The following is a 20,196-nucleotide window of genomic DNA, read 5'->3' as shown; positions in this document are numbered from 1 at the left end:
CTCATTCCTCCCTTAATATCTCCTTCTGGAGTTTCTGTCGCATCTCATACACCTTCTGGCTTCACAGAGAGCCTCCCTGTCATCAAAGGTCTTCACTGCTTCATCGAAGTTAATTCTCTGGGCTGGAACAGTGATAGTCTCCTTCTCCTTCTTGGTATTCCAGATATCTATATTCAGGGGAACCTCAGGAATAGTTATTTCCTTCCCTGTATAGAGTCCACTCCCTTCTAAGTGTCTGTCTATAGCTTGGGCACTTCTCCTTCCTTCAGCTATGGCCTCCACTGCAGTTCCTACACGAGACATATCCCCTGCTGCAAAGACCCCCTTAACGTTTGTTTCAAGGGTTACAGGATCTACCCTTACCCATCCCCTCTCATCTACCTCTATGTCCTCTGTGAAGTACTCTGTATCCGGTCTCTGACCTATGGCAAAGATAAGGCTGTCCACTTCCACTTCCTCTGTATCTTCCTCATCCAGTACAGGAGAGAAATTGTACTGGTCATCCAGTACCGACAAACATCTTTGTAGGGTAACCCCCTGAACACCCTTGTCTTCATTCCTGTGGATCTCTTTTACAGAACGCCCATTTAAGAAGAGGATTCCCTCCTCTAAGGCCTCCTCCTTCTCCTCTAAGGTTGCAGGCATCTCTGCAATACTCCCCTCAAGAGTTGCCACCATTACCTTCTTAGCCCCCATTCTCAGAGCAGTTCTTGCTGCGTCCATTGCAACATCTCCTCCGCCCACTACCAGAACCTTTTCTCCTATCTCTCTTCTTCCCTCTACCTTTACTTCCTTAAGGAGCTGGACCGCTGTCTCGATCCCCTCTCCCTGGGCAAAGGCATTCCCCAGCTGACATCCCGTTGCCAGAAGTACCACATCGTAGTGGGACCTTATCTGGGAAAGTTCTATATCTCTTCCCACTCTCATACCCGTCTTTATCTCCACACCAAGATTTTTGATATGTTCTACTTCACTGTCTATGGTAGCCTGAGGAAGTCTGTACTCTGGAATACCCGTTGCGAGCATACCTCCAACTACATTATTTTCCTCGAAGATTGTGACCCTGTATCCTGTTCTTCCCAGGTAGTATGCAGCAGATAGTCCCGCTGGTCCTCCCCCTATGATAGCCACACTTCTTCCCTTGTCCTCCAACCTATCCTCTGAAAATTCTCCCACTCTGAAGGTCATATCTGCAGCATACCTCTGAAGGGCTCTTACCCCCACTGTCTCCTCCAGCTGTTTTCTTCTGCACCTGTCCTCACAGGGTCTGGGGCATATCTTTCCGCATACGAAGGAGAGGGGGTTGTTTTTCTTCATGAGCCTGTATGCATCCTCTACATTCCTATGCTCCATAAGTTCCACATACCCCGGTATATCCACCTCGGCAGGACAGGCATTGATACACTGTGCCCTGTAAAGCCTTCTGCATATTGTGGTTCTGCACCTATGCTCTCTCACATGTTCCAGGAAGATGTCGTGGTATCTTTCAGTCATCTCCCATACAATATCCTTAAATCTCTTCTCCTCATCAGATGCCGAGATATCTATGGTGAGGTCCCTAAGCTTCAGGAAATCCTCTTCGGTCCCCTCCTCGCTTACAAGTTTCTCGGAGATCTCTCTCATCTCAAGGAGGTCTTCCTCCCTTCTCCTTCTCATGTTGATACAGTGTCTCACGAGAAATTTCACATAGTCCACTGGACAAAAAAGCTCATCCAGGTACATGATATTCACCACCTCATCTCCCGCTGCGAACTCCTCTACAGGTTTACTTAGAGACTCCAGCTCCAGAAACCTTCCCAGGATTCCACCTACCTGTATGATAGATAACCTTCTGTTGTTTCTCATCCCACCGGCATTATTTTTAAGGATATCCTTTAAGGTAGTACTGCTCTCTACTGTGTGGATACCTCTGCAATTAACGTCACCCAATACTCTTATCTTCATCTTAAGCTCCTCCCTTTGCTTTTTTTCAATAATAACACCCTAAAAAAAACACCGTCACGGCAATTGTCATGCTGGAACTTTACCTTGACAAAAATTTCCTTTACATCTAACCTATGGTATAGTCTAGATTAAAAGGAGTTGATCATGGATATAAGAGAGATATCTAAAGCTTTACCAGATCTTACTTTAGAGGAACTTAAGCAGATTGAGGATGCCTCCCTGGAAAAAAGCTTTTTTTTACATAAAATTACCAAGGGGGATGTCTTCATCCCAAGGGAGGAAAGCCTATACCTCATAGTGGAGGGAACAGCCCTGGTCTACGCATATACCGATGGCGATCTTGAATTTAACCTTGAATTTGGTCCCGGAGAGTGCGTAGGGCAACTGGGAGCTTTTCACCAGGAAAATATGGATTTCATCCTCAGGGGAATGGACTCCTGTACCATAGTGGAGATCCCCATCCAGAAGGCCATGATGAAGACAAACATCCACTCCCTTGTAAGCATCTATCAGAGGATGCTTACTGCTATTACCCAGAACCTTCTAAAGGTTCTTAAGAGCTACGGGGCCAAGGTAAACTTCTCCAATGAGCAATACCTTTTGAACTTTTTAATATCAAAGGGAGGGAGCTATACCATTACATCTGTAGAGGATCTTGCCCAGCTTCTCCACATTGAGATGCGAACTCTCCAAAGGGTAATAAGAAGAGTTGTCGATAAAAAGGTTATTGAAAAGGACAATAAAACTATTAAAATTATAGATATGGAGGCTGCTGAGAAGATAGTGAGATTTTAGTGAAGGTCAAAAAGGGGTTTTGTAGTTTAAGTATATTCCTGCCATTGTACATCAAAAATATTATGCAGTCTGTTAAATTTGAAATTTCTGTTTTTATTAGCTTAAAAAGACACTCAATAGATCGAGTGTCTTTTTAATTAACTATTCTCATTATAAGTAATAGCTCCTAAATATTAAGTAGTTATCGGTATCTTAAAATATCAACTATATTGAGTATCATATGGTTAATTTTTTTCTACCTTCCTATGGTTAGGACACCGTACCTCCCGTCACCTCCCACACGACATCCGAAATCCCAAGAATTATACTGTTAATATGGTAAGAAAAAATCTGGGTCTTAGAGCTACTCTGAAGAGCTGCAAAGAGGTAGAAAACCATCCTTCTCCTACTTAAACAGATTTGATTGGGGTGCAGGTTTAACTAATTAACCTTTAAGTTGCACTGCATTTAGAGGAAGATCCTTCCAGGAAAGGGGAGAATCGCTCTCAACTACCTGGAGAAAACCTTTCGTAAAGAGGGATACCATGTTGTGAAAATCACAACTTACAGGATCGGTGAAGTTCAGTGGACGAAGGTAACCGTCTGAAAAGATGTCCGTTCTCAGGATAGCCAGCTCTGCCATAGATATAGAGGAGGGCACCGGAGTGTCATATGGAAGAGCCCCTACCTCCCTAAAATCTGAATTTCTGCTCTCTATCCACCTCCTACCCTTGAAGGAGATGAGTTTGTCCAGAAGTCTGTTCATGAGATTGCTGTATTCCCCACCTTCCTCGTGGAGGTAGGTAACAAAAAGAAGAAGAGAGGCATAATCCCCCATGAACTCTCCATTTTGAAGGTTTCCATCCAGAGAGGAGTGGGCCAGATCGCCGTTTCTGTAGTGCAGGTCAAGGAGCTCCTTTAGAAGGTTTTGTGCCTTATAGAGAGATGAGCGCTCTTCAGTAGCTCTCCAGTGCATTATGAGTCCGATCCCAGTCAGGGCGTTCCAGCTGGTAAGAATTTTTTTATCTACAAAGGGGTGTGGTCTGCTATTTCTTATCCCTAAAAGTTTTTCCTCTATGCTGAAGACCGGCATGAAGTTTTTTCTGTTCAGATGGATCTTTCCGTAAAAATTTCCCTCTGAAGAGATCTGGTAGACGGTAGATAGAAGTCCAAGTTCAGCTGCTGAAAGAGCTTTGGTTAATTCCTCCCATGACCACAGGTAGGTAGCTCCCTCCCTGTGAAGGGTGTCTGCATCCTGGGCGGTATAGAAGAGGCTGCCCTCCTGAAAGGTTTCTTCCAGGCAGGAAATTATTTTATTTGCAGCCTGTCGGTATTCCTCCTTTTTTAATACTTTGTAGGCGGAACTAAAAACCCAGAGAAGAAGAGCCTGATCGTATAGCATCTTTTCAAAGTGCGGGATCTTCCACTCCCTGTCTATACAGTATCTAAAAAATCCCCCCTGGAGATGGTCGTGGAGCCCTCCCAGGGCTATGGAATCCAGGGTTTCTTCTATAAGGGGCAGGATCCCTGCATCTTTTTTTACACTATAGTAGCTCAGAAGGAAGAGAAGGGTGGAGTGGGGAGGAAACTTCTCGTCCCTTCCAAATCCTCCATACTCTTTGTCAAAATATGAGGTAATGATATCAATTATCTCTTCAAGAGATGGTGCCCTTTCCTCTTCTTTATGACCCTCTTCCTCTACATATTCATAGGAGGTCTCCATCTTTCGTACCCCCTTCAGGACACTAAGAAAACTGGGTCTTCCGTACTTCTCCCTTACTGGGGCATAGGTAAGGGCAAAGATGGGAGAGAGGTTGGGTCTCAAAAAAACGTTGAGGGGCCAGCCCCCCTGTCCCCCTACCTCTGAAATAAAATCCATGAAGAAGCCATCGATATCGGGTCTTTGCTCCCTGTCCACCTTTATGGAGACAAAATGGGTATTTAGGTAACGGGCCACCTCATCATCCTGAAAGGCTTCCCCTGCCATAGCATGACACCAGTGGCAGGTGGAGTAGCCTATGGAAAGAAATATGAGCTTGTTGTTATCCTTTGCATACTGAAGAACCTCCTCCTTCCACTCCTGCCAGTTGATGGGATTATCCTTATGTTGATGAAGGTAGGGAGAGGCTCCCAGATCCAGGTTGTTTCTATTAAAATCTATCATAAAATCTCCTCCTGTATTCAAGGGCTTACCCTATAAAGATACCGAAGGATTTCCTTTCTTCCTCCCTGCTGGTATGGTGAAGGGAGCTCTGGATATAAAGATATCATAGCTTCATAAGCAGTATTTGAAAAATGCTATCTCAAACTTTTAACTCTTCTTTTAAATAAAAATCTAAGTGTAGTATTTATTCCTGTATTATTTTGTATTGTAGGAGTAGGCCCCCCTTAGAGACCTATCTATACCTCAAATTTTTTTAAAATAATTAAAAGTGTAATATCTGTTACCGATTTTTATCTCTGTTAACTCTATAATTTAGATATTTAAAAGTTAAGCAGGTTAGATTATACTTAAATAACATAGAATAGAAAGGATTTTTATAATGAAGAGAAATTTTTATGAATCTATTAATAAACACTATGATAATATCTTTCCATTAAATGAAAAGCAGGTTGAATTTGTTAAAGGTGAATTTGATAATAAACTTTCAAAACTAATTGAAATAGGTTGTGCTAATGGAAAGCTGACAGCTGCACTATCTGAGTACAATATTATGGGAGTTGACTTAGAGGAAAGTTTTATAAGTGAGGCCAGGAAGCGGTATGGTCACATTAAATTTGAAAAATTAAATATGCTAAATATTCAGTCATTAAATGAAAAGTTTGACGGGGTTATTGCATTTGGAAACACATTGGTCCACTTAACAAAAAAAGAGATTATAAGCTTTATTAAGAGTGTTTATGAAGTTTTAAACCAAGATGGAAAGTTATTGATCCAGATTTTAAACTATGATTATATTTTAGATAATGAAATCTTTACCCTTCCCATAATTGACAATGAATTTATTACTTTTGAGAGGAGCTATGAAACAAGGGATGAATTTTTATTTCATACAAGGTTGACTATAAAATCATCAGATGAAGTAATAGAAAACAAGATAGTACTGACACCCATTAGAAAGGACATATTGGTTAATTATTTAGAGAAGGTCGGATTTAAAAATATTAATGTTTACAGTTCCTTTAGTAAAAAAGCCTATAGCTATAAGGATTTACCACTAGTTATAAGCTGCACTAAATAAATCACCCATATAAAATTAATCATTTTGGAAGGCTCTCTACGTTTACTATAAATTTAATGTGGTCTCTCCAGTCATTAGATCAAATCTATTGGTTAGGGTCTTAAATCTATATCTTATTCGTGCCTAAGTGTTTTTACACCTAGGCTTTTTTATCACACCTGGTATATAGATAGGATATATCTCAGGTATCTACCTGTATTTCTGAGGCTAAAAGATACCCCTTTATGAATAAGCTCCAGCCTGAACATAGAAAAAAGACCTCCAACTGGAGGCCTTAATATATCGAAAATCACATAAAGTTTTTAATTTCAAGATATTGATAATAGAAGAAACCTTCACAATCATTATTATTTTACTTTTCTGATAAAATGATTTCAACTATAGTAACTTTATAAAGATTTTGACAAAGGGAGGTTCTTTATATGGTTTCCTTGATCTTTTTTATGAGTTCATATTTCAGATTAATCAACGGTATGGAAAGGTTTACTTTATAGGTATGAGGATTTTCCAGTCTCCTTCTTTCTATGGAAATCTTTTCCAGACCTTTTAAATAATATTCTCTGGATAGGTCTGCGTCCAACAGTTCCCTGTAATCATCCATTATTTTTCCACCCTGAACATATTTCCTTGTGAGTAATTTAATGGAGTATTCCCCGCTCCTTAGTTTACTTGATTTAAATTCATACTTTTCATCTCTAATCACAATATCCTCGTTATTGATTAATTTTTCCTTGTCTTCGTCGGATCTTACCAGGGTAATCAGATCTGCATAAGCTATCCCGTCAGCATCATAGATCCTGTAAACCTCCTTAAAACCAGGATTGGATATCTTTATTACATCTTCAGATAGTTTCATTACAGGTTTTTTATCCACTTCAACAATCTTATAAACCCCTCCAAAACATGGATTAGATTTACTGACACCTATTGCGTCACCAACACCAAAATAATCTACCTCTGCCCCCTGTACCTTCAGGGACTTGATCACCCCTTCATCGATGGAGCTGGTCAAAAATATCTTAGCCTTAAAAAGTCCTGCTTCATTGAGGGCTTTTCTGCATTTTTTTGAAAAATATGCCAGATCCCCTGAATCAATTCTTATTCCATATAATCCCTCATAGGAATCGTCGATCCCACCATTCTTAAATGCTTTAACTGCATTTTTTATTCCTATCTCCAGAGTATCGAAGGTATCGATCAATAAAATTAAGGTATTGTTTTTTCTGGTTTTTCTGTGTCTTATAAAAGCATCAAAAGCCTCTTTTTCAGCTTCTCTTCCCAATCCAAAGGCTTGTACATATGAGTGGGCCATGGTTCCAACACTTGGAATCCCATAGGTATACTCTGTAACTAAGTTGGAGTGGCTTGAGCATCCCCCTATATAGGCGGCTTTATTCCCTGATACGGCACTGTCAAACCCGTGAGCTCTTCTGCTTCCAAAGGAGGAAACAGGAACTGGATTAGCTGCTCTGGTTACCATGGAGGCCTTTGTAGCTATGGCCAGGTTCATATTCATAATGTTGAGTATCGGAGTTTCGAGTATTTTTGCCTGAATTAGCGGTGCTTTAACCGTTACTATAGGTTCATTAGGATAAACTATCTCGCCGTCTCTCATAGCGTATATCTCTCCTGTAAATTTAAGTTTCACCAAAAATTCCAAGAGCTCCTTTTCCTCTATTATCTCTGAAAAATATCTTCGCTTCTCCTCTTCAGGGGTTGTATTCAGTATTTCCACAAGGGAGATCACTTCCTGAATCCCGCTGACTACAGCAAATCCCCCATCCTCTGTTTTCCGGAAGAACATATCAAAAACAGCTTCCCTGTCCTGCATCTCCTCCATAAGAAGCACATCACTTTCAGTATATTGGTAACGATCCGAATTGATCACCCTTGCAAACTCTGTTAATATTCTCCTTTTTTTCATAAAAGTACCTCATATAATTTTATTAAAATCCTTAATACTATAATATTCCTACGCATTGGAGGTCTTCCTTCATTGAAAATCTTCTTTATATTTCAACCTAGACGCTAGTAGAGCCCATACTTAGACTCCTTTTACTTTCTTACCGAATGAATAGGGTGCGACCAGGAACCTACCTTTATGAGGTAAAAACATAGTGGTATAAATAAACTCCAGTCTAAACATACAAAAGGTTCTTCACTTGGAGGTCCTTTTACATCGAGAGTTATATTAAACTTTATCATTCTTCTCTTCAAAGGGATCCCATTCATACTCTGAGATAAATTTCTTTCGGTACTCTTCATCCTCTGCAAACTTTCTGCAAAAGTTCCTTATGTGAAGGGAGTGTTCCTTCTGGTCAAAGGCTCTTTTCAGATGTTTTCCCTCCCTGTTCAGCAGGGGCTTACCCTTTAGGTAGATCCATACATATATAGAGCTATTCCTTTCCACAAGCTCCTCTAAAAAATCATATTCACCAAACCTGTAAGTGGCTACTTCCAGTCTCATTTACTCCCCCTCCCCTCTCTATGCCATCTCTGATTTTAAATAATCTCCTCTACCATTCATAAATATTACTCTCCTTAATCAAGCTTAACTTTGGAAGAGGGGATAATCAACAAAAAAACTATTGGAAGAAACTTTAAGAACTCTTTGCAAGATGTTTATTTGAAAATTAAAAAGCCAGAGGATATACCTCCGGCTCAGCTAACTATTATCCCACTACCACTGCTGTAGTTGTTCTAAATTGTAGTATCTCTCCTGCTCTTATTGCTATTGCTCCATTATTAGATAGTATCCCTGCACCTGCTCCTAGAGCTCCTCCTACCTTAAGTCCCTGGGATCCACTTGAACCCCTTGCTTTATTAAAGAGTCCTCCAACTGCCGCTGTTCTGGTAGCTGTTCTTACTGTACTCGCTGCTTGATTTTCTCCCTCAAAACCTATTGCTGTAGTATTGATTCCATAGTTAAAGCCATCTACCTGCATTTCTGTCAGGGTTATTGCCAGCTTGGAGCTTCCTGATATATTTCCTGCTGAGTTGGAAGCTATTACCCTTCCAAATATCTTTGATCCCGCAGGAACTACTTCTCCATTCTGGAGTGTCATATTACTCTGAAGAGTACCTGTAAATATCTGACCATCAAAAGCCGAGTTGGAATCTATTGTAGAATCCATCTTGACCATAATATTGGAATTTTGTGGTAGTATTGGTGATCCAAAAGCTGTTAATGTCATTAATAAAAATAAGATACTTAATATTTTTTTCATATCAACCTCCTGATTAAAACGATTGCTATTCCGTTAAAATTTGATTTGAATGAATTATAGCACATATATTTTATTTAAAGAATAGCTGTTCACGATAATTGATGTAAACTTAATTTTCTTAAGATTCACCCACTCTCAAGTACAATATTTTCCTGGAAAGTGACCTGACAAAATTTTTTACCTGTGCTTTCCTAAAGCTTTTTTAAGTTTTTAGCTGCCATATACAGTATATTTTATTAATCAAACCCATCTATAAAAAAAGGAGCTAAAAATAGCTCCTTTTTTACTCTTGTAAATTATATTTAAAGTGAACTTGAAAAAGAAAAAAGTTGCGATAGCTTTATTCAGTGGAACATAACAAATATTATCCCACCCTAATTAATTCTCTAGCAACTTATGCCTTTTCTGTTACTGCTCTCCTCTTTACAAATAAAAATTGTACAAAACAAAAGAGTACATAGAGTACTGCTGTCACTGAAATCGCTTCCTGAAATTTAACTATCCCTTCCAGAGCATTACTTTTCCATACTGCTTTCAGATATCCGTTAGTCATCTTCATTGCAATTGCACTTATTACTAATGGAAATGTAAAGGCAGAATAGCTCGGATAAAACTTTACCTTTAAAAGCTTAGGAAGTAAGGCCAATACAATAAGGTACATAATCAAAGATAGCGTCGTCAGAAATATTACCATTGACACACTTTTCTCCGGGAAGCTGCTCATATATCCTGCTAGACAAAGACTTGCCGGTGCTGCAAATATCACAAGGGTGGGAAGTGCTGGTTCAGGTATTCCTTTCACCTTTATTGCCCTATATCCTGCTATTGGCAAGAGTACCAGATAGGATATCAAACCAAACCAAAATAATGCCTTCCCTAAACCTTGCATTCCATAGGCAGGTGCTGTGACACTGGCCACTACTATTCCTACATAGACTACAAATATACTTGGAAATATCTTTTTAATCTTAAAATCCATTAAAAATCTTTTGGTATAGAAGACCATCATGAAAAGATGCAGCATTACAAATACTCCCCATACCACAAAGGCTCCTCCACCTATATATGGCTTTGCATAGGTAGAGAGTACCATTCCTCCCATAAAAAATGTGGGAACAACACTTGCCACAACTGGATTTTTAAGGTCCTCCTTCAATGAATCTGGATTCATAAAATTCTTTGCTACAATAAAAACAAATATAATAAAAGATACCATTCCAAATAAGTTCCGAATTCCCATACCGTAGGAAGCCATGAGGTTTCCAGCTGCTGCAAGAGCCAGCATAAGTCCGGCTATAGGTGTGGGAGTTTTCTTTACACCTTCTATCATTCTATACCTCCAAGTCCAGGTTTTTAATCCCCAGTTCCCTTACTATTATATTTGCTGCTATCTCCGCTACCTCTCCTGTGAAGCCTACACACTGATCTTTATGTTCTCCAGAAGCCATATCCATTCCCTTGGTGTGGATATGACAACACAGTACCTTGTGGTTTTTCTTAAACTCTTCCTGCATTTCATTGGCAAGAGCCAGAGCCTTTTCTACCCTAGAATCTCCTCCCTTGGTTCTACCAAAGAAATACCCTATGGCAATTATCCCTCCTGAGATTGCTCCACAGACACATTTAGATCTTCCTATTCCCACAGGAAATCCAGAAGCCATAGCTATCATCTCCTCTGGCATATCCAGCTCAAAATTACTTCTGATAGAGGATACTATTGCCTCAGAACAAAAGTATTCTCCCCTTCTAAAAAGACCCTCTGCATCACTTTTAATTTTTTTAACACTCACTTCCATTTTCATAGCATTTCCTCCCCTGTATTAATTATAGATTGCACAACAAAAAATGCAGCACACTCTGACTACACATTAAAATTTCCACAGCTGAAAATACTACAGCCTGCGAAACAAAGCTGAATCCCATTAGGACTCCTTTCTAAATTTACTAACTTGAAATTAAAAATAAAATTTAAACAGAAATTAAAAAGAAATGAATAGGTGTAGTTTTCTACAAGAAAGGAAAATAAAAACACTCATTTATCTGAAACAACTTTCTTTATGCTATCCATTTACAGTTGATCTTACAATTTCCACCGGAAACCTTTGATAATTGTCAGTTTCAATAATTCTTTTTCACTTCAACCTCCTTTATTGTTCCAAAATAGTTTGTTTCAATCAATTTTATATCACTTTCACAATAGTTGTCAATACTTACATTAATAGTGTTTGTTCATTCAGGTTTGGATAAAAGTTTTCTATATTAAGACAACAAAACATTTATTACTGTAAAAAGTTATTGGCTGCCTAACTTTTTTTCATTTTAAACAAAGTCTGAGTTGAGCACTTACATTTAAGACTTTTATTGTATTAAGGGGTGTTTTCACATCTAAAATATTATGTAATCTGTTAAATTTGAAGCTTCTATATTTATGAATTTAAAAAGACACTGGATAAATCGAGTGCCTTTTCTATTAGATATCACTTTTCTAGATATTCGTCCTCGTTACTGAACTACTGGTACTCCTGACAGTGCTTTATAGTTAATTATATGAGTGCTGACCCAGTAAAATATTTTCTAAGCTGCTGCTTCTTTTGAATAATCAAATCCCTCTCTTCTTCTCCCTTTCATTATCGTTATCTTTTGATGAATCATCAGATTATTTGGTTGTATTACAGTATCGCCTTCATCTGTTCTTACCTCCACATGGAACAGGTTCATCTCCTTAACCCTTCCAATTGTTACATCTTCACCAATCCCTATCTTTATCCTGTCACCTATTCTGAGATCATAACTAAAGAATAGTATCACTCCGGAGGATATATTACTTAGATTTGACCAGGCAGCGAAGAACGCAGTACCCATTATAGTAAATACAGTTACTACTATAAGAAAAAACTCTTTAGGGTGCACCCCCCATACAAGCAGCAGACCAGAGGCTACCACTACTGCTACGAAGAAATTTATAAACCTCACAGCTCTGAAGACCCTTTCCTCTCCAAGTTTGTTTCTTTGACCAAAACTAATAACTATTTTTTTTACCAAATTATTCAATAGATACATACCCACTAGTATTATTAATGTAACCAGCACATTTGAAAAATTATTCATTCTCCCTCCTTTGCAAACCTATAGATTACATCTAACATCGAAAAAATACAGCCATTTACTTGTACTCCTTCTCTACCAGACCTATCACCTCTCTACCTATCGTTGAAATGATATAAGTTGAAGACGGTTCTTCCACCTTCCTCACATGACCTTTGGTAATTAACTTATCCAGAGTCCTGACTATGGTACCTTTATCCAATAGTGTTTTTTCACATATTTCTTTTACCTGTGTGGACCCACCATTTAAAACTACCAGTAACATCAATTCATTGTAGGTCACCCCTAAATCTTTCTTCTTGATTAGAGATTTAAACAAAACTAATTCTCTGTGAATTTCTAAAACTCCCTTTATCCTTACCACCCTCTTTTATCCAAATTATCTCTCCTCTGTTTAAGCTAAAAACTTTCTGTTTCTCCTCTTTATCGAAAAGACCAGTAAATAAAATCAGCTTATTTCCCCTTTCCTGTATCCATTAGTTTTATTTATCAGCTAATCTCTGAGTTCTCCTTCTTTAGTAGTGGTATGCTGCCTTATTTCTAGCAAATAATATCATATTCAGCATCTTGTTACATTGATATTGTCAATTGTTCTTGCTTTTTATTGCTGTAGTTTTTCATCCTTCTGAGGTAACCGGCTCCAGGATAAGATAGTTCATTTGAAAAACACCACCCTCTAAAGAAATTAGCCAGAGATCCTATTAAAATGACATAAAAAATAGACTTAACCTCATTAAACTTTGGAGTTAAATTTTAATGAGTATCTAATAGAGCGTTCTACCATCAGCCTGAGTGTCTGGTATTTAGCACTCTCTTTAACTCTAATTGTACATTTGTGGTTAGGAGTTGGTTTTATTGAGTTTTTTAGCATCAAACTTCTGGAAACTCCCTTTAAAATTCCTTCTATAAGGATTCTTAAAGCTAATGGAGGATTATATCTAGTTTTATTATTTCTTTATATTTAAGCAACAAAAAACATAGTGACAAATAAAGTTATTCGTCACTATGTCTTAGTTTGTTAAAAAATATAATACGCCTCTAATCCCAGATTAAATTCAAACCTGTCCTGATTTTCAAAAAGAACCCATTTTTCCACTAGAGATAGGTTTAGTCCATTGGTACTCTTTAGACTCTGCTTTAAAGATATATTCAGATGGTAATGATGGTAGTCATATTTCTCTATTGCTGCTTTCTCAGAGCTTATTGTTTTCATCCTGACATCCATATCTTTATAGGGCTCTCCCACTTCTACATAACCTATTATATCAGCCTCCAGATTTGCCTTGGTTTTGTGAGTTATACCAAAATCACTTCCAACTACAAGTCCTAAGCCCGGTTTTACAGAAAGCGTATTAATTTTATCAATTTCCAATCCGTAATTTCCATTTTCAGTTATAGCTCCCTGCTTAAGTCCTAGAATGTTTAACTCTACTCCTGGTTTGATATATGATTTTCCTGCCTGGAATCTCTTGTATGCAGAATTATTTAATCCCACAAAATAACTGGTCATATCGGATTCATTCATAAAGTCCCCCAGAGAACTGCTGTTAAACCTGTATATATCCGTATGAGCACCTCCCAGAGACAGCATAGAGGTATAGGTAATGGTCTCGTCTCTATATGCTGCAAATAAATGTCCCAGGTAGAAAAAATCATCTCTTGAAGCCTTGTAGTTATCCATATCTGTAGTTGAGTCTACAAAGGTACCCATAACTCCAACCTTTAGATCTTCATTAAGTTTCTTTTCAGCACCAAAGGATATTATACTGCTGTTGGTTTCATACCCGTCATAATTATCTGCTCTATCTACATGGATCTCCTGATAGATATAGTTTCCCAGCATCTTTACATAGCCAACAGGAAAATACTCGTCTATATCAGATACATAATCCATTACACTTGTATTGGCATTGGTAAATATTTCCAGATTTTGTTTGGTGACAAGGGGAAAATAGTTAACCCCAAAGGTCTCTTCCACTGCATCATTTAAGTCACTGCTAGAATAAAAATTTTTGATTTCATTATAAAAATTATCTTTTAAGAAACTATTATCATCAAAATATCCCAATTCAAGTATCCTCCCAAGCTCCCTGTTTTCTATTACTCCTTCGTCAAACTTGTTTCTGGTGAGTACAAAGTAATAACTGGATGTAGAAGGTATATTTCCTATCTCGGCTTCGTATACAGGAGAATCAGAAACTACAAGACCATTAAAATTTAAAGCACTAAATACAGCATCGGTCTCTATGATGTCCGAGTAATCGTTTTCTCCAAAGTCTCCCGATACATAGAGCGTTCCTCTTACATCGTCATAGGGTAGGCCATCAGGAGAGGTAATAGTGCCCCCCTTGGCATTTATAAACTTGCCTGTACCATTGAAATCATCAAAATCCAGGGTGGCTCCTAATAAAATTTTTCCTAATATCATGAAAATACTAAGTAAATTCAATGTCATTTTATTATTCATCATGGCTACCTCTCCTTAAACCTAAAAACCTTTTGTTAATTTACTTCCCGTCAAATTCTATCTTACCTTTATTGATTATTCTGCCTCCTTTAGGTATATTCAATCCCTCTTCATGCTTTAATTTCCAATTTCCGGTTATTTTGGCCATTTCAAAGTTTTGCATCTTTCTGTCGAGGACATTTAGCTCTGAATTTTCCTCACTTCCTATGAGGTTTATCCTGTCATATCCCTCTCCGCCGTCCACTGTATACATAGTAGTTTCATCGGCATTTTCAGCAAATCCTCCTCCCTCCATTGTAAGGGTGTCATTTCCAGGTCCTAAATCAATATTACCTTTCAGTGAAGCTCCCTGGGAGATCTCAACCCTGTCATTACCCATTCCAGTATCGATGTTACCTTTCATAAAGCTGTTCTTACCTAGGCTGAGCCTGTCGTTTCCAGCTCCTAAACGGATATCTCCATTCAGTGAAGCTCCCTGGGAGATTTCAACCCTGTCATTACCTATTCCGGTATCGATATTACCATTCATAAAGCTTCCCGAATCTAGGCTGAGCCTGTCATCTCCACCTCTGGTTTCGATATTTCCATCAATTACACTTCCACCTAAGAGTTCGATCAAATCATCCCCTTCTGAACCGATTATGGCTTGAGAAGCGTTGATTGTTCCGCTGTTTTTTACTGTACCTTCAGACGCGAGATATATTCCGATTCCGCCTCCTGCATTGACTGTTCCGCTGTTGTTTACTTCTAGGTGAGTTTTTCCAAGTTTATAGGTTTCATCAGCATAGGCAGTCATATCTCCACCTTCATCTACCACATATATCTTCTCCGGCATCTCCTCTCCGCTGTCTTCAGGAGCATGCATTACAAACTGGTACTCTTCCTCGGTGGTTGTGTCTTTAACTGTATAGAGGGTTCCTATCTGCTTATCCACCGGTTCCTGGTCGTTTCCACTGTGGGTTTCTGCTATGATAGCTTCCCCTGAGATTTCGTAACGGTCCTCATCGGTCAGGTCGATCTCCCTCACCTTGATTGGATCGTTTATTGAATCGTTGCCTTCTATATCCTCCACGGGGTTTATTCCTGCATATATTCCGTAGCTTCTACCTGAGTCGGCTACCCTTATATCACCGCTGTTCTCTACTCTGACAACTGCCTCTTCAGGCTCCTTTATCACGTAGTCTTCCAGGATTACTTCCGTATCAGCGGTGACTGCCCCGCCTTCTTCTTCAGCTGCAGGAAGAAGAACTCCTCCATCCATTACCACAGGAAGGTATTCTATCTGCTGATCTGCAAAGGCCACTATGCCTGCTCCCTCGGAGCTCTCTGAACCAGAATGATTAATAATGATATCTCCGGTATTTTTCACAGTAGATACCACAAATTCCTCTCCTGCTTTACCGCTTTCCTTGTAATATCCGCTCATCATACCAAAGGCTTTTGCATCTCTGCCCTCTGCAGTTACTGTAATATTTCCGGCGTTTTCAAGGCCATATTCTGTGATCACTTTTCCATCCTCTGTTTCCTCGTAGTCTCCGGCATAGTGTTTTGTTACAGGGGTTCTCTCTTCCGCTGCATCATCTATTGCATAGTAGTTTCCTATCCTCATACCAAAGGCTGCTGCTGTGCCACCTTCACTCTGTGCCCTTACAATTATCTGGGCCTCTTCACCGTTTTTGAAGTTTTCATAGTTTTTCTCTATTATTGTTATCTCTGCTCCCTCTACCTCAGAATGCATAGGGGCTGGCATAAGATATGGTTCATAGACAGGTTTCTGCAGTCCTTCCCATACTACATCTGTTGCTATACCGTTGGCTATGGCTATTCCCCCCTCGCCTTCAGAAACTGCTTCAACGTCTATAAGTCCGTTATTTATGATCTTGGTATTAATCTCAGCCTCCTCAGGCTCCAGGATTCCGCTTGTTTCTATGAGGTTTTCAGGCATTCCGCCTGGAGTGTTCATAAACTTCTCATATTCCTCTGGTGTAATAGGATCATATCCGTATCCCTGATCTAAGGATTCATCGTATATATCCAGAATTCCGTCGCCGTCATCGTCGTTGTCCTTCCTGTTGTTTATTCCGTCGTTGTCGCTGTCGTGGTCAAAGTAGTCTACTAATAAACCTTCAGCCTCTTCAGGAGATAGAGAGCTGATATATTTCTCATTATAGAAACCGTCACCGTCTGCATCAGGATCGATACTGTTATCTATACCGTCACCGTCTAAATCCTTTGACAATTCGGGGTTTGTAGGGGCAATATCTGCTCCGTCGCTGACACCGTCGCCGTCTGTATCGAACCGCACCTCTACCTTAGTCAGTGAGTTTATTCCCGAAGCAAGGGCTGTATTACCTTTTACGTCCACATCGATATTTCCGTTATTGGTGACTTCCTGGGTGAGACTCTCATCTGGACTGGCTGTAGTAGCACCTGCCGTACCGTCTAGATCATCCCCGCTTTCTACAGAAGCTAAAGCAAAGACAGCAGGTTCCTTCTCTTCAAAGTCCCTGACTCTATCCCCACTGACTGTTTCAAGGACTACTCTGCTCACTGATATTCCGGCTCCCAGAGCAAATATAGTTTCATTTTCAAGATCATCTTCTGGAGGCTGATTTACTCTGACCTCTATATCTCCGGTATTGAGGACATATTTATTTCTCTTACCTATCTCAGGCTGTTTTGTGTCTGTCACTCCCCCTTCTCCTGATCCTGCGTCTCCCTGGCTCACTTCACCGTTGGGGGTTCCTCCCTCTTCATCTGTTAATACAGGAAGGGCTTCATAAGTTGCAGATTCTTCCAGTGCAAGGGCAACAGTCTCTTCTCCGCCGCCGCTGTTTTCACCGCCCTGGTGGTCATCCCTGTTTCCAGGAAGGTCTGGAGGCATACCTATTTCTGGTCCTAAAAATTCGGGTTTTCTGGCATGTTCGTTCATCTCTTCCTCTTCTATCTCAGATACCTCAGCGAGGATTCCTATTCCTGTGGCAGTCTTACCATCGCTGGCTACCTCTATATCTCCCTGGTTTATCACAGTATTCTGGTAGCTGACACTTTCTATTCCAAGGGCCTCTGCTCCTCTATGTAAAGCATTGGCCTCTGCTGATATCTTAGAATCTTCGGAGTTGTATACAAACTGTGAATTTTCTATGGCCTCTGCTGTGGCCCATATTCCCTTAGCTTCAGCATAACCATATTCAGAAGTTGCTTTTGCTGATACATGCACTCCTTCGTCACCTGAATAGCTGTTAGTGTAGAACTCACCCAGCCTATCCTCATACTCCTTCTGTATCTGGGCCACTATCTCATCATAGATGACCACATCCTCACCTGCATAGATCCTGCCCATGGCTTCTGTATCCACTGTGAGATCGTAGTCTCCGTTTGTCACCTCGGTATATGCTCCTCTACCTGCAGAAGTAGCATTTATACCTATGGCTCTGGCTCCGAATATCTCCTTACCCTCTGTGTCATTATAATAGGTATAGTCCATATCAGCGGTGTTTTGCCTCTCTATAGAGGTTACAGAGATACTTCCGTTGTTATTTATATCCGCCACAGAATCCCTTCCTCTGGCCTTATTCTTTATACCAAAGGCTTGGATTCCCACAGGGTCGCTAGCATCCTCAGTGCTGGATTTAGTAATTTCTCCTTCGACCGTTATTTCTCCTGCATTCACACTATCTACCCTTGAAGGCCGTCCGCTGTTAAACACATTTATACCGTAGAGATTTCCCGAAGTGGGGTCCTCCTCTATCTTTGTCTGTCTTGCATCGGTCAGTGTTACATCCACATGAATACTTCCATTTTCGCCGTTTTTTATTGTTGTCTGGGTTCCTTCTGGCATCCTTGAGTTTATCCCCACAGCCTGGACAGCAGAAAGATTATTACCCCTTATATTTATTTCGCCCTCATTGGTTATGTCAGTAAACACCATGGCATCCAGAGGTTTAGTCCCGCATCCTCCGCTCTCTCCGTGACTGTGACTTCCCCCGCTACTATGATCGCTGGCCAGGGGAGCTATTACCGGTTCATTTTCTGCAAGGGCCGCCAAACTTAAGGCCTCTTCTTCCTCTGTTATTACAATCTCTGTGGAGTCTGTAAGGGTGTGGTCATCGTATTCTCCTACATGTATTCCCATTATCCTTGCTACATCTCTGTTTTCAACACCGGCCTCTATCACGCCTTTATTCTCTATATCTATATCCATTGGAAGGGAAGATATTTCCCCCTCCTCACTGGAATAAACTATTCCACTTTCTATCCATTCAGGGGTCGGGTTTGTCGCTTCCTTCTCCTCTGCCGGAAGAAGTACATTTATTCCTGTGGCACCTCCAAAGTCTTCTCTCTGGATTTCTGCAGTATCCTCTACACCTACCTGGGCTATGATGCTTCCCTCATTGCCTATATCAACCTTGGTAAATGGTGTATCTATCTTTATCCCTTCAGCATTAACCTCTCCCGAAACAGCCACTTCTCCAGTTTCGCTGTTGGATATCTCTATGTCTGGATAGGCATATACAGGATCCTCCTCCTCTTCAGTGACATCCTCTGCCAGTACTTGGATCTGCTCCTCTGAAGGTTCATCCCGGTATTCCACGTGGATTCCGTACGCTGATCTGCCTTCTACATCTAATCTCCCCTGATTGTCCACTTTGAAGTATGAATTTCCATATGGGAAGGTTTCTTCGTCGAGATAAAACTCAAAAAGCTTATCCGTTCCTGGAATATATATTCCGGAAGTGTTTTCTCCCGTAATATTACTAACTTCTAACACATGTAAATTTATCAGATCCACTTCTATCTTCGATGTGAGAAGTTCATCTGCACTTGGATAGCCGCCTTCTGGTTCCACCACCTCAACACCGTACTCCGTATCATGAGTTCTGTCTCCACTACTTGTCCAGGTCCAGATAAGACTGCTGCCCTCTTCTCTGGGAAATATTGGTTCTACAGCTGAAGCTACTCCGCTAATCATCAGAGAAACAACAAGAGCCAGTGTGACACGAAACTTTTTCTTAAATAAACTTTTTACTTTCTTTTCAATTACAGCTAAATTGTTGTCCTTCACATCCCTTACCTCCTTTATCATTAAACTGAAGGATGCAAATAAAATAAGCATTCACGAAAATCTGTAGTTTATCTCTTAATAACCCTATGAAATAAACTACACTGTTTCAATATGAATCATAGAAAGATCCCTCCTAATAATTCAGTGATTGATCCTAGTTGTTAATCATAAGTTATATACATGGGTACCACCCCCTTGTGGATCAAAACATTAGAAGTGTGTTTTATATATTTTTAATTATCGATTAAATAGAGTGTTGCAAAAGTAATTCACAAAAAATTAAAAATCATATCCAATATAGAGTAATAATTGAGTTACCACACAAAATTCTACTCGAAAGGATATGACCAGTAATGTATATACCTCAAACTA

The 20,196-nt window shown here is 39.8% G+C and carries 13 protein-coding genes; 2 read left to right on the top strand and 11 right to left on the bottom strand.

The genetic code is table 11. The features are described from left to right. Positions 1–12: 12 nt before the first annotated feature. Positions 13–1,944, bottom strand: coding sequence for an FAD-dependent oxidoreductase (locus QMG11_RS16835; protein WP_281837488.1), 1,932 nt, complete (start codon positions 1,942–1,944; stop codon positions 13–15). 144 nt (positions 1,945–2,088) lie between these two features. On the opposite strand from QMG11_RS16835, the gene QMG11_RS16830 reads away from it, so the two are divergent. Next, the gene (locus QMG11_RS16830) at positions 2,089–2,739 is read left to right on the top strand and encodes a Crp/Fnr family transcriptional regulator (protein ID WP_281837487.1); all 651 of its coding nucleotides are present in this window, start codon (positions 2,089–2,091) and stop codon (positions 2,737–2,739) included. 424 nt (positions 2,740–3,163) lie between these two features. On the opposite strand, the gene QMG11_RS16825 is transcribed toward QMG11_RS16830, so the two are convergent. Beyond that, positions 3,164–4,882 (bottom strand): thioredoxin domain-containing protein, encoded by a 1,719-nt coding sequence (locus tag QMG11_RS16825; RefSeq protein WP_281837486.1) that lies wholly within the window; start codon positions 4,880–4,882, stop codon positions 3,164–3,166. Positions 4,883–5,261: 379 nt separating this feature from the next. Between QMG11_RS16825 and QMG11_RS16820 the strand changes: the two genes are divergently transcribed. Further along, entirely contained in the window at positions 5,262–5,960 is a 699-nt protein-coding gene (locus tag QMG11_RS16820; protein WP_281837485.1) for a class I SAM-dependent methyltransferase, read from the top strand. Between the two features lie 418 nt (positions 5,961–6,378). Here QMG11_RS16820 and QMG11_RS16815 read toward each other — a convergent pair whose 3' ends face one another. The 9 genes from QMG11_RS16815 to QMG11_RS16775 all read right to left on the bottom strand — a co-directional run bounded on the left by QMG11_RS16815 (position 6,379) and on the right by QMG11_RS16775 (position 19,824). Beyond that, positions 6,379–7,884, bottom strand: a complete 1,506-nt coding sequence (locus tag QMG11_RS16815) for a nicotinate phosphoribosyltransferase (protein ID WP_281837484.1) — start codon at positions 7,882–7,884, stop codon at positions 6,379–6,381. A 267-nt stretch (positions 7,885–8,151) separates the two neighbouring features. Continuing rightward, a complete protein-coding gene (locus QMG11_RS16810) occupies positions 8,152–8,427 on the bottom strand; it encodes a hypothetical protein (RefSeq protein ID WP_281837483.1) in 276 nt (91 codons plus the stop codon). A 205-nt stretch (positions 8,428–8,632) separates the two neighbouring features. Then, entirely contained in the window at positions 8,633–9,187 is a 555-nt protein-coding gene (locus QMG11_RS16805) for a hypothetical protein (RefSeq protein WP_281837482.1), read from the bottom strand. Between the two features lie 394 nt (positions 9,188–9,581). Then, positions 9,582–10,517 (bottom strand): TDT family transporter, encoded by a 936-nt coding sequence (locus QMG11_RS16800; RefSeq protein ID WP_281837481.1) that lies wholly within the window; start codon positions 10,515–10,517, stop codon positions 9,582–9,584. Between the two features lies 1 nt (position 10,518). After that, a complete protein-coding gene (locus QMG11_RS16795; RefSeq protein ID WP_281837480.1) occupies positions 10,519–10,989 on the bottom strand; it encodes a C-GCAxxG-C-C family (seleno)protein in 471 nt (156 codons plus the stop codon). 772 nt (positions 10,990–11,761) lie between these two features. Continuing rightward, complete coding sequence (locus tag QMG11_RS16790; RefSeq protein ID WP_281837479.1) at positions 11,762–12,295, bottom strand: mechanosensitive ion channel domain-containing protein; 534 nt, start codon at positions 12,293–12,295, stop codon at positions 11,762–11,764. A gap of 55 nt (positions 12,296–12,350) precedes the next feature. Continuing rightward, positions 12,351–12,656 carry a MarR family transcriptional regulator gene (locus QMG11_RS16785; RefSeq protein WP_281837478.1) on the bottom strand — a complete coding sequence of 102 codons (306 nt, stop codon included), beginning with the start codon at positions 12,654–12,656 and terminating at the stop codon, positions 12,351–12,353. Positions 12,657–13,310: 654 nt separating this feature from the next. Beyond that, complete coding sequence (locus tag QMG11_RS16780) at positions 13,311–14,762, bottom strand: autotransporter outer membrane beta-barrel domain-containing protein (protein ID WP_281837477.1); 1,452 nt, start codon at positions 14,760–14,762, stop codon at positions 13,311–13,313. Positions 14,763–14,799: 37 nt separating this feature from the next. Continuing rightward, positions 14,800–19,824 (bottom strand): hypothetical protein, encoded by a 5,025-nt coding sequence (locus tag QMG11_RS16775; RefSeq protein WP_281837476.1) that lies wholly within the window; start codon positions 19,822–19,824, stop codon positions 14,800–14,802. Positions 19,825–20,196: the final 372 nt, after the last annotated feature.

The organism is Propionigenium maris DSM 9537, from assembly GCF_027925155.1.
GTDB lineage: Bacteria > Fusobacteriota > Fusobacteriia > Fusobacteriales > Fusobacteriaceae > Propionigenium > Propionigenium maris.
Note: the sequence above shows the minus strand (reverse complement) of the source record. Positions and strands in the feature narration are given on the sequence as shown.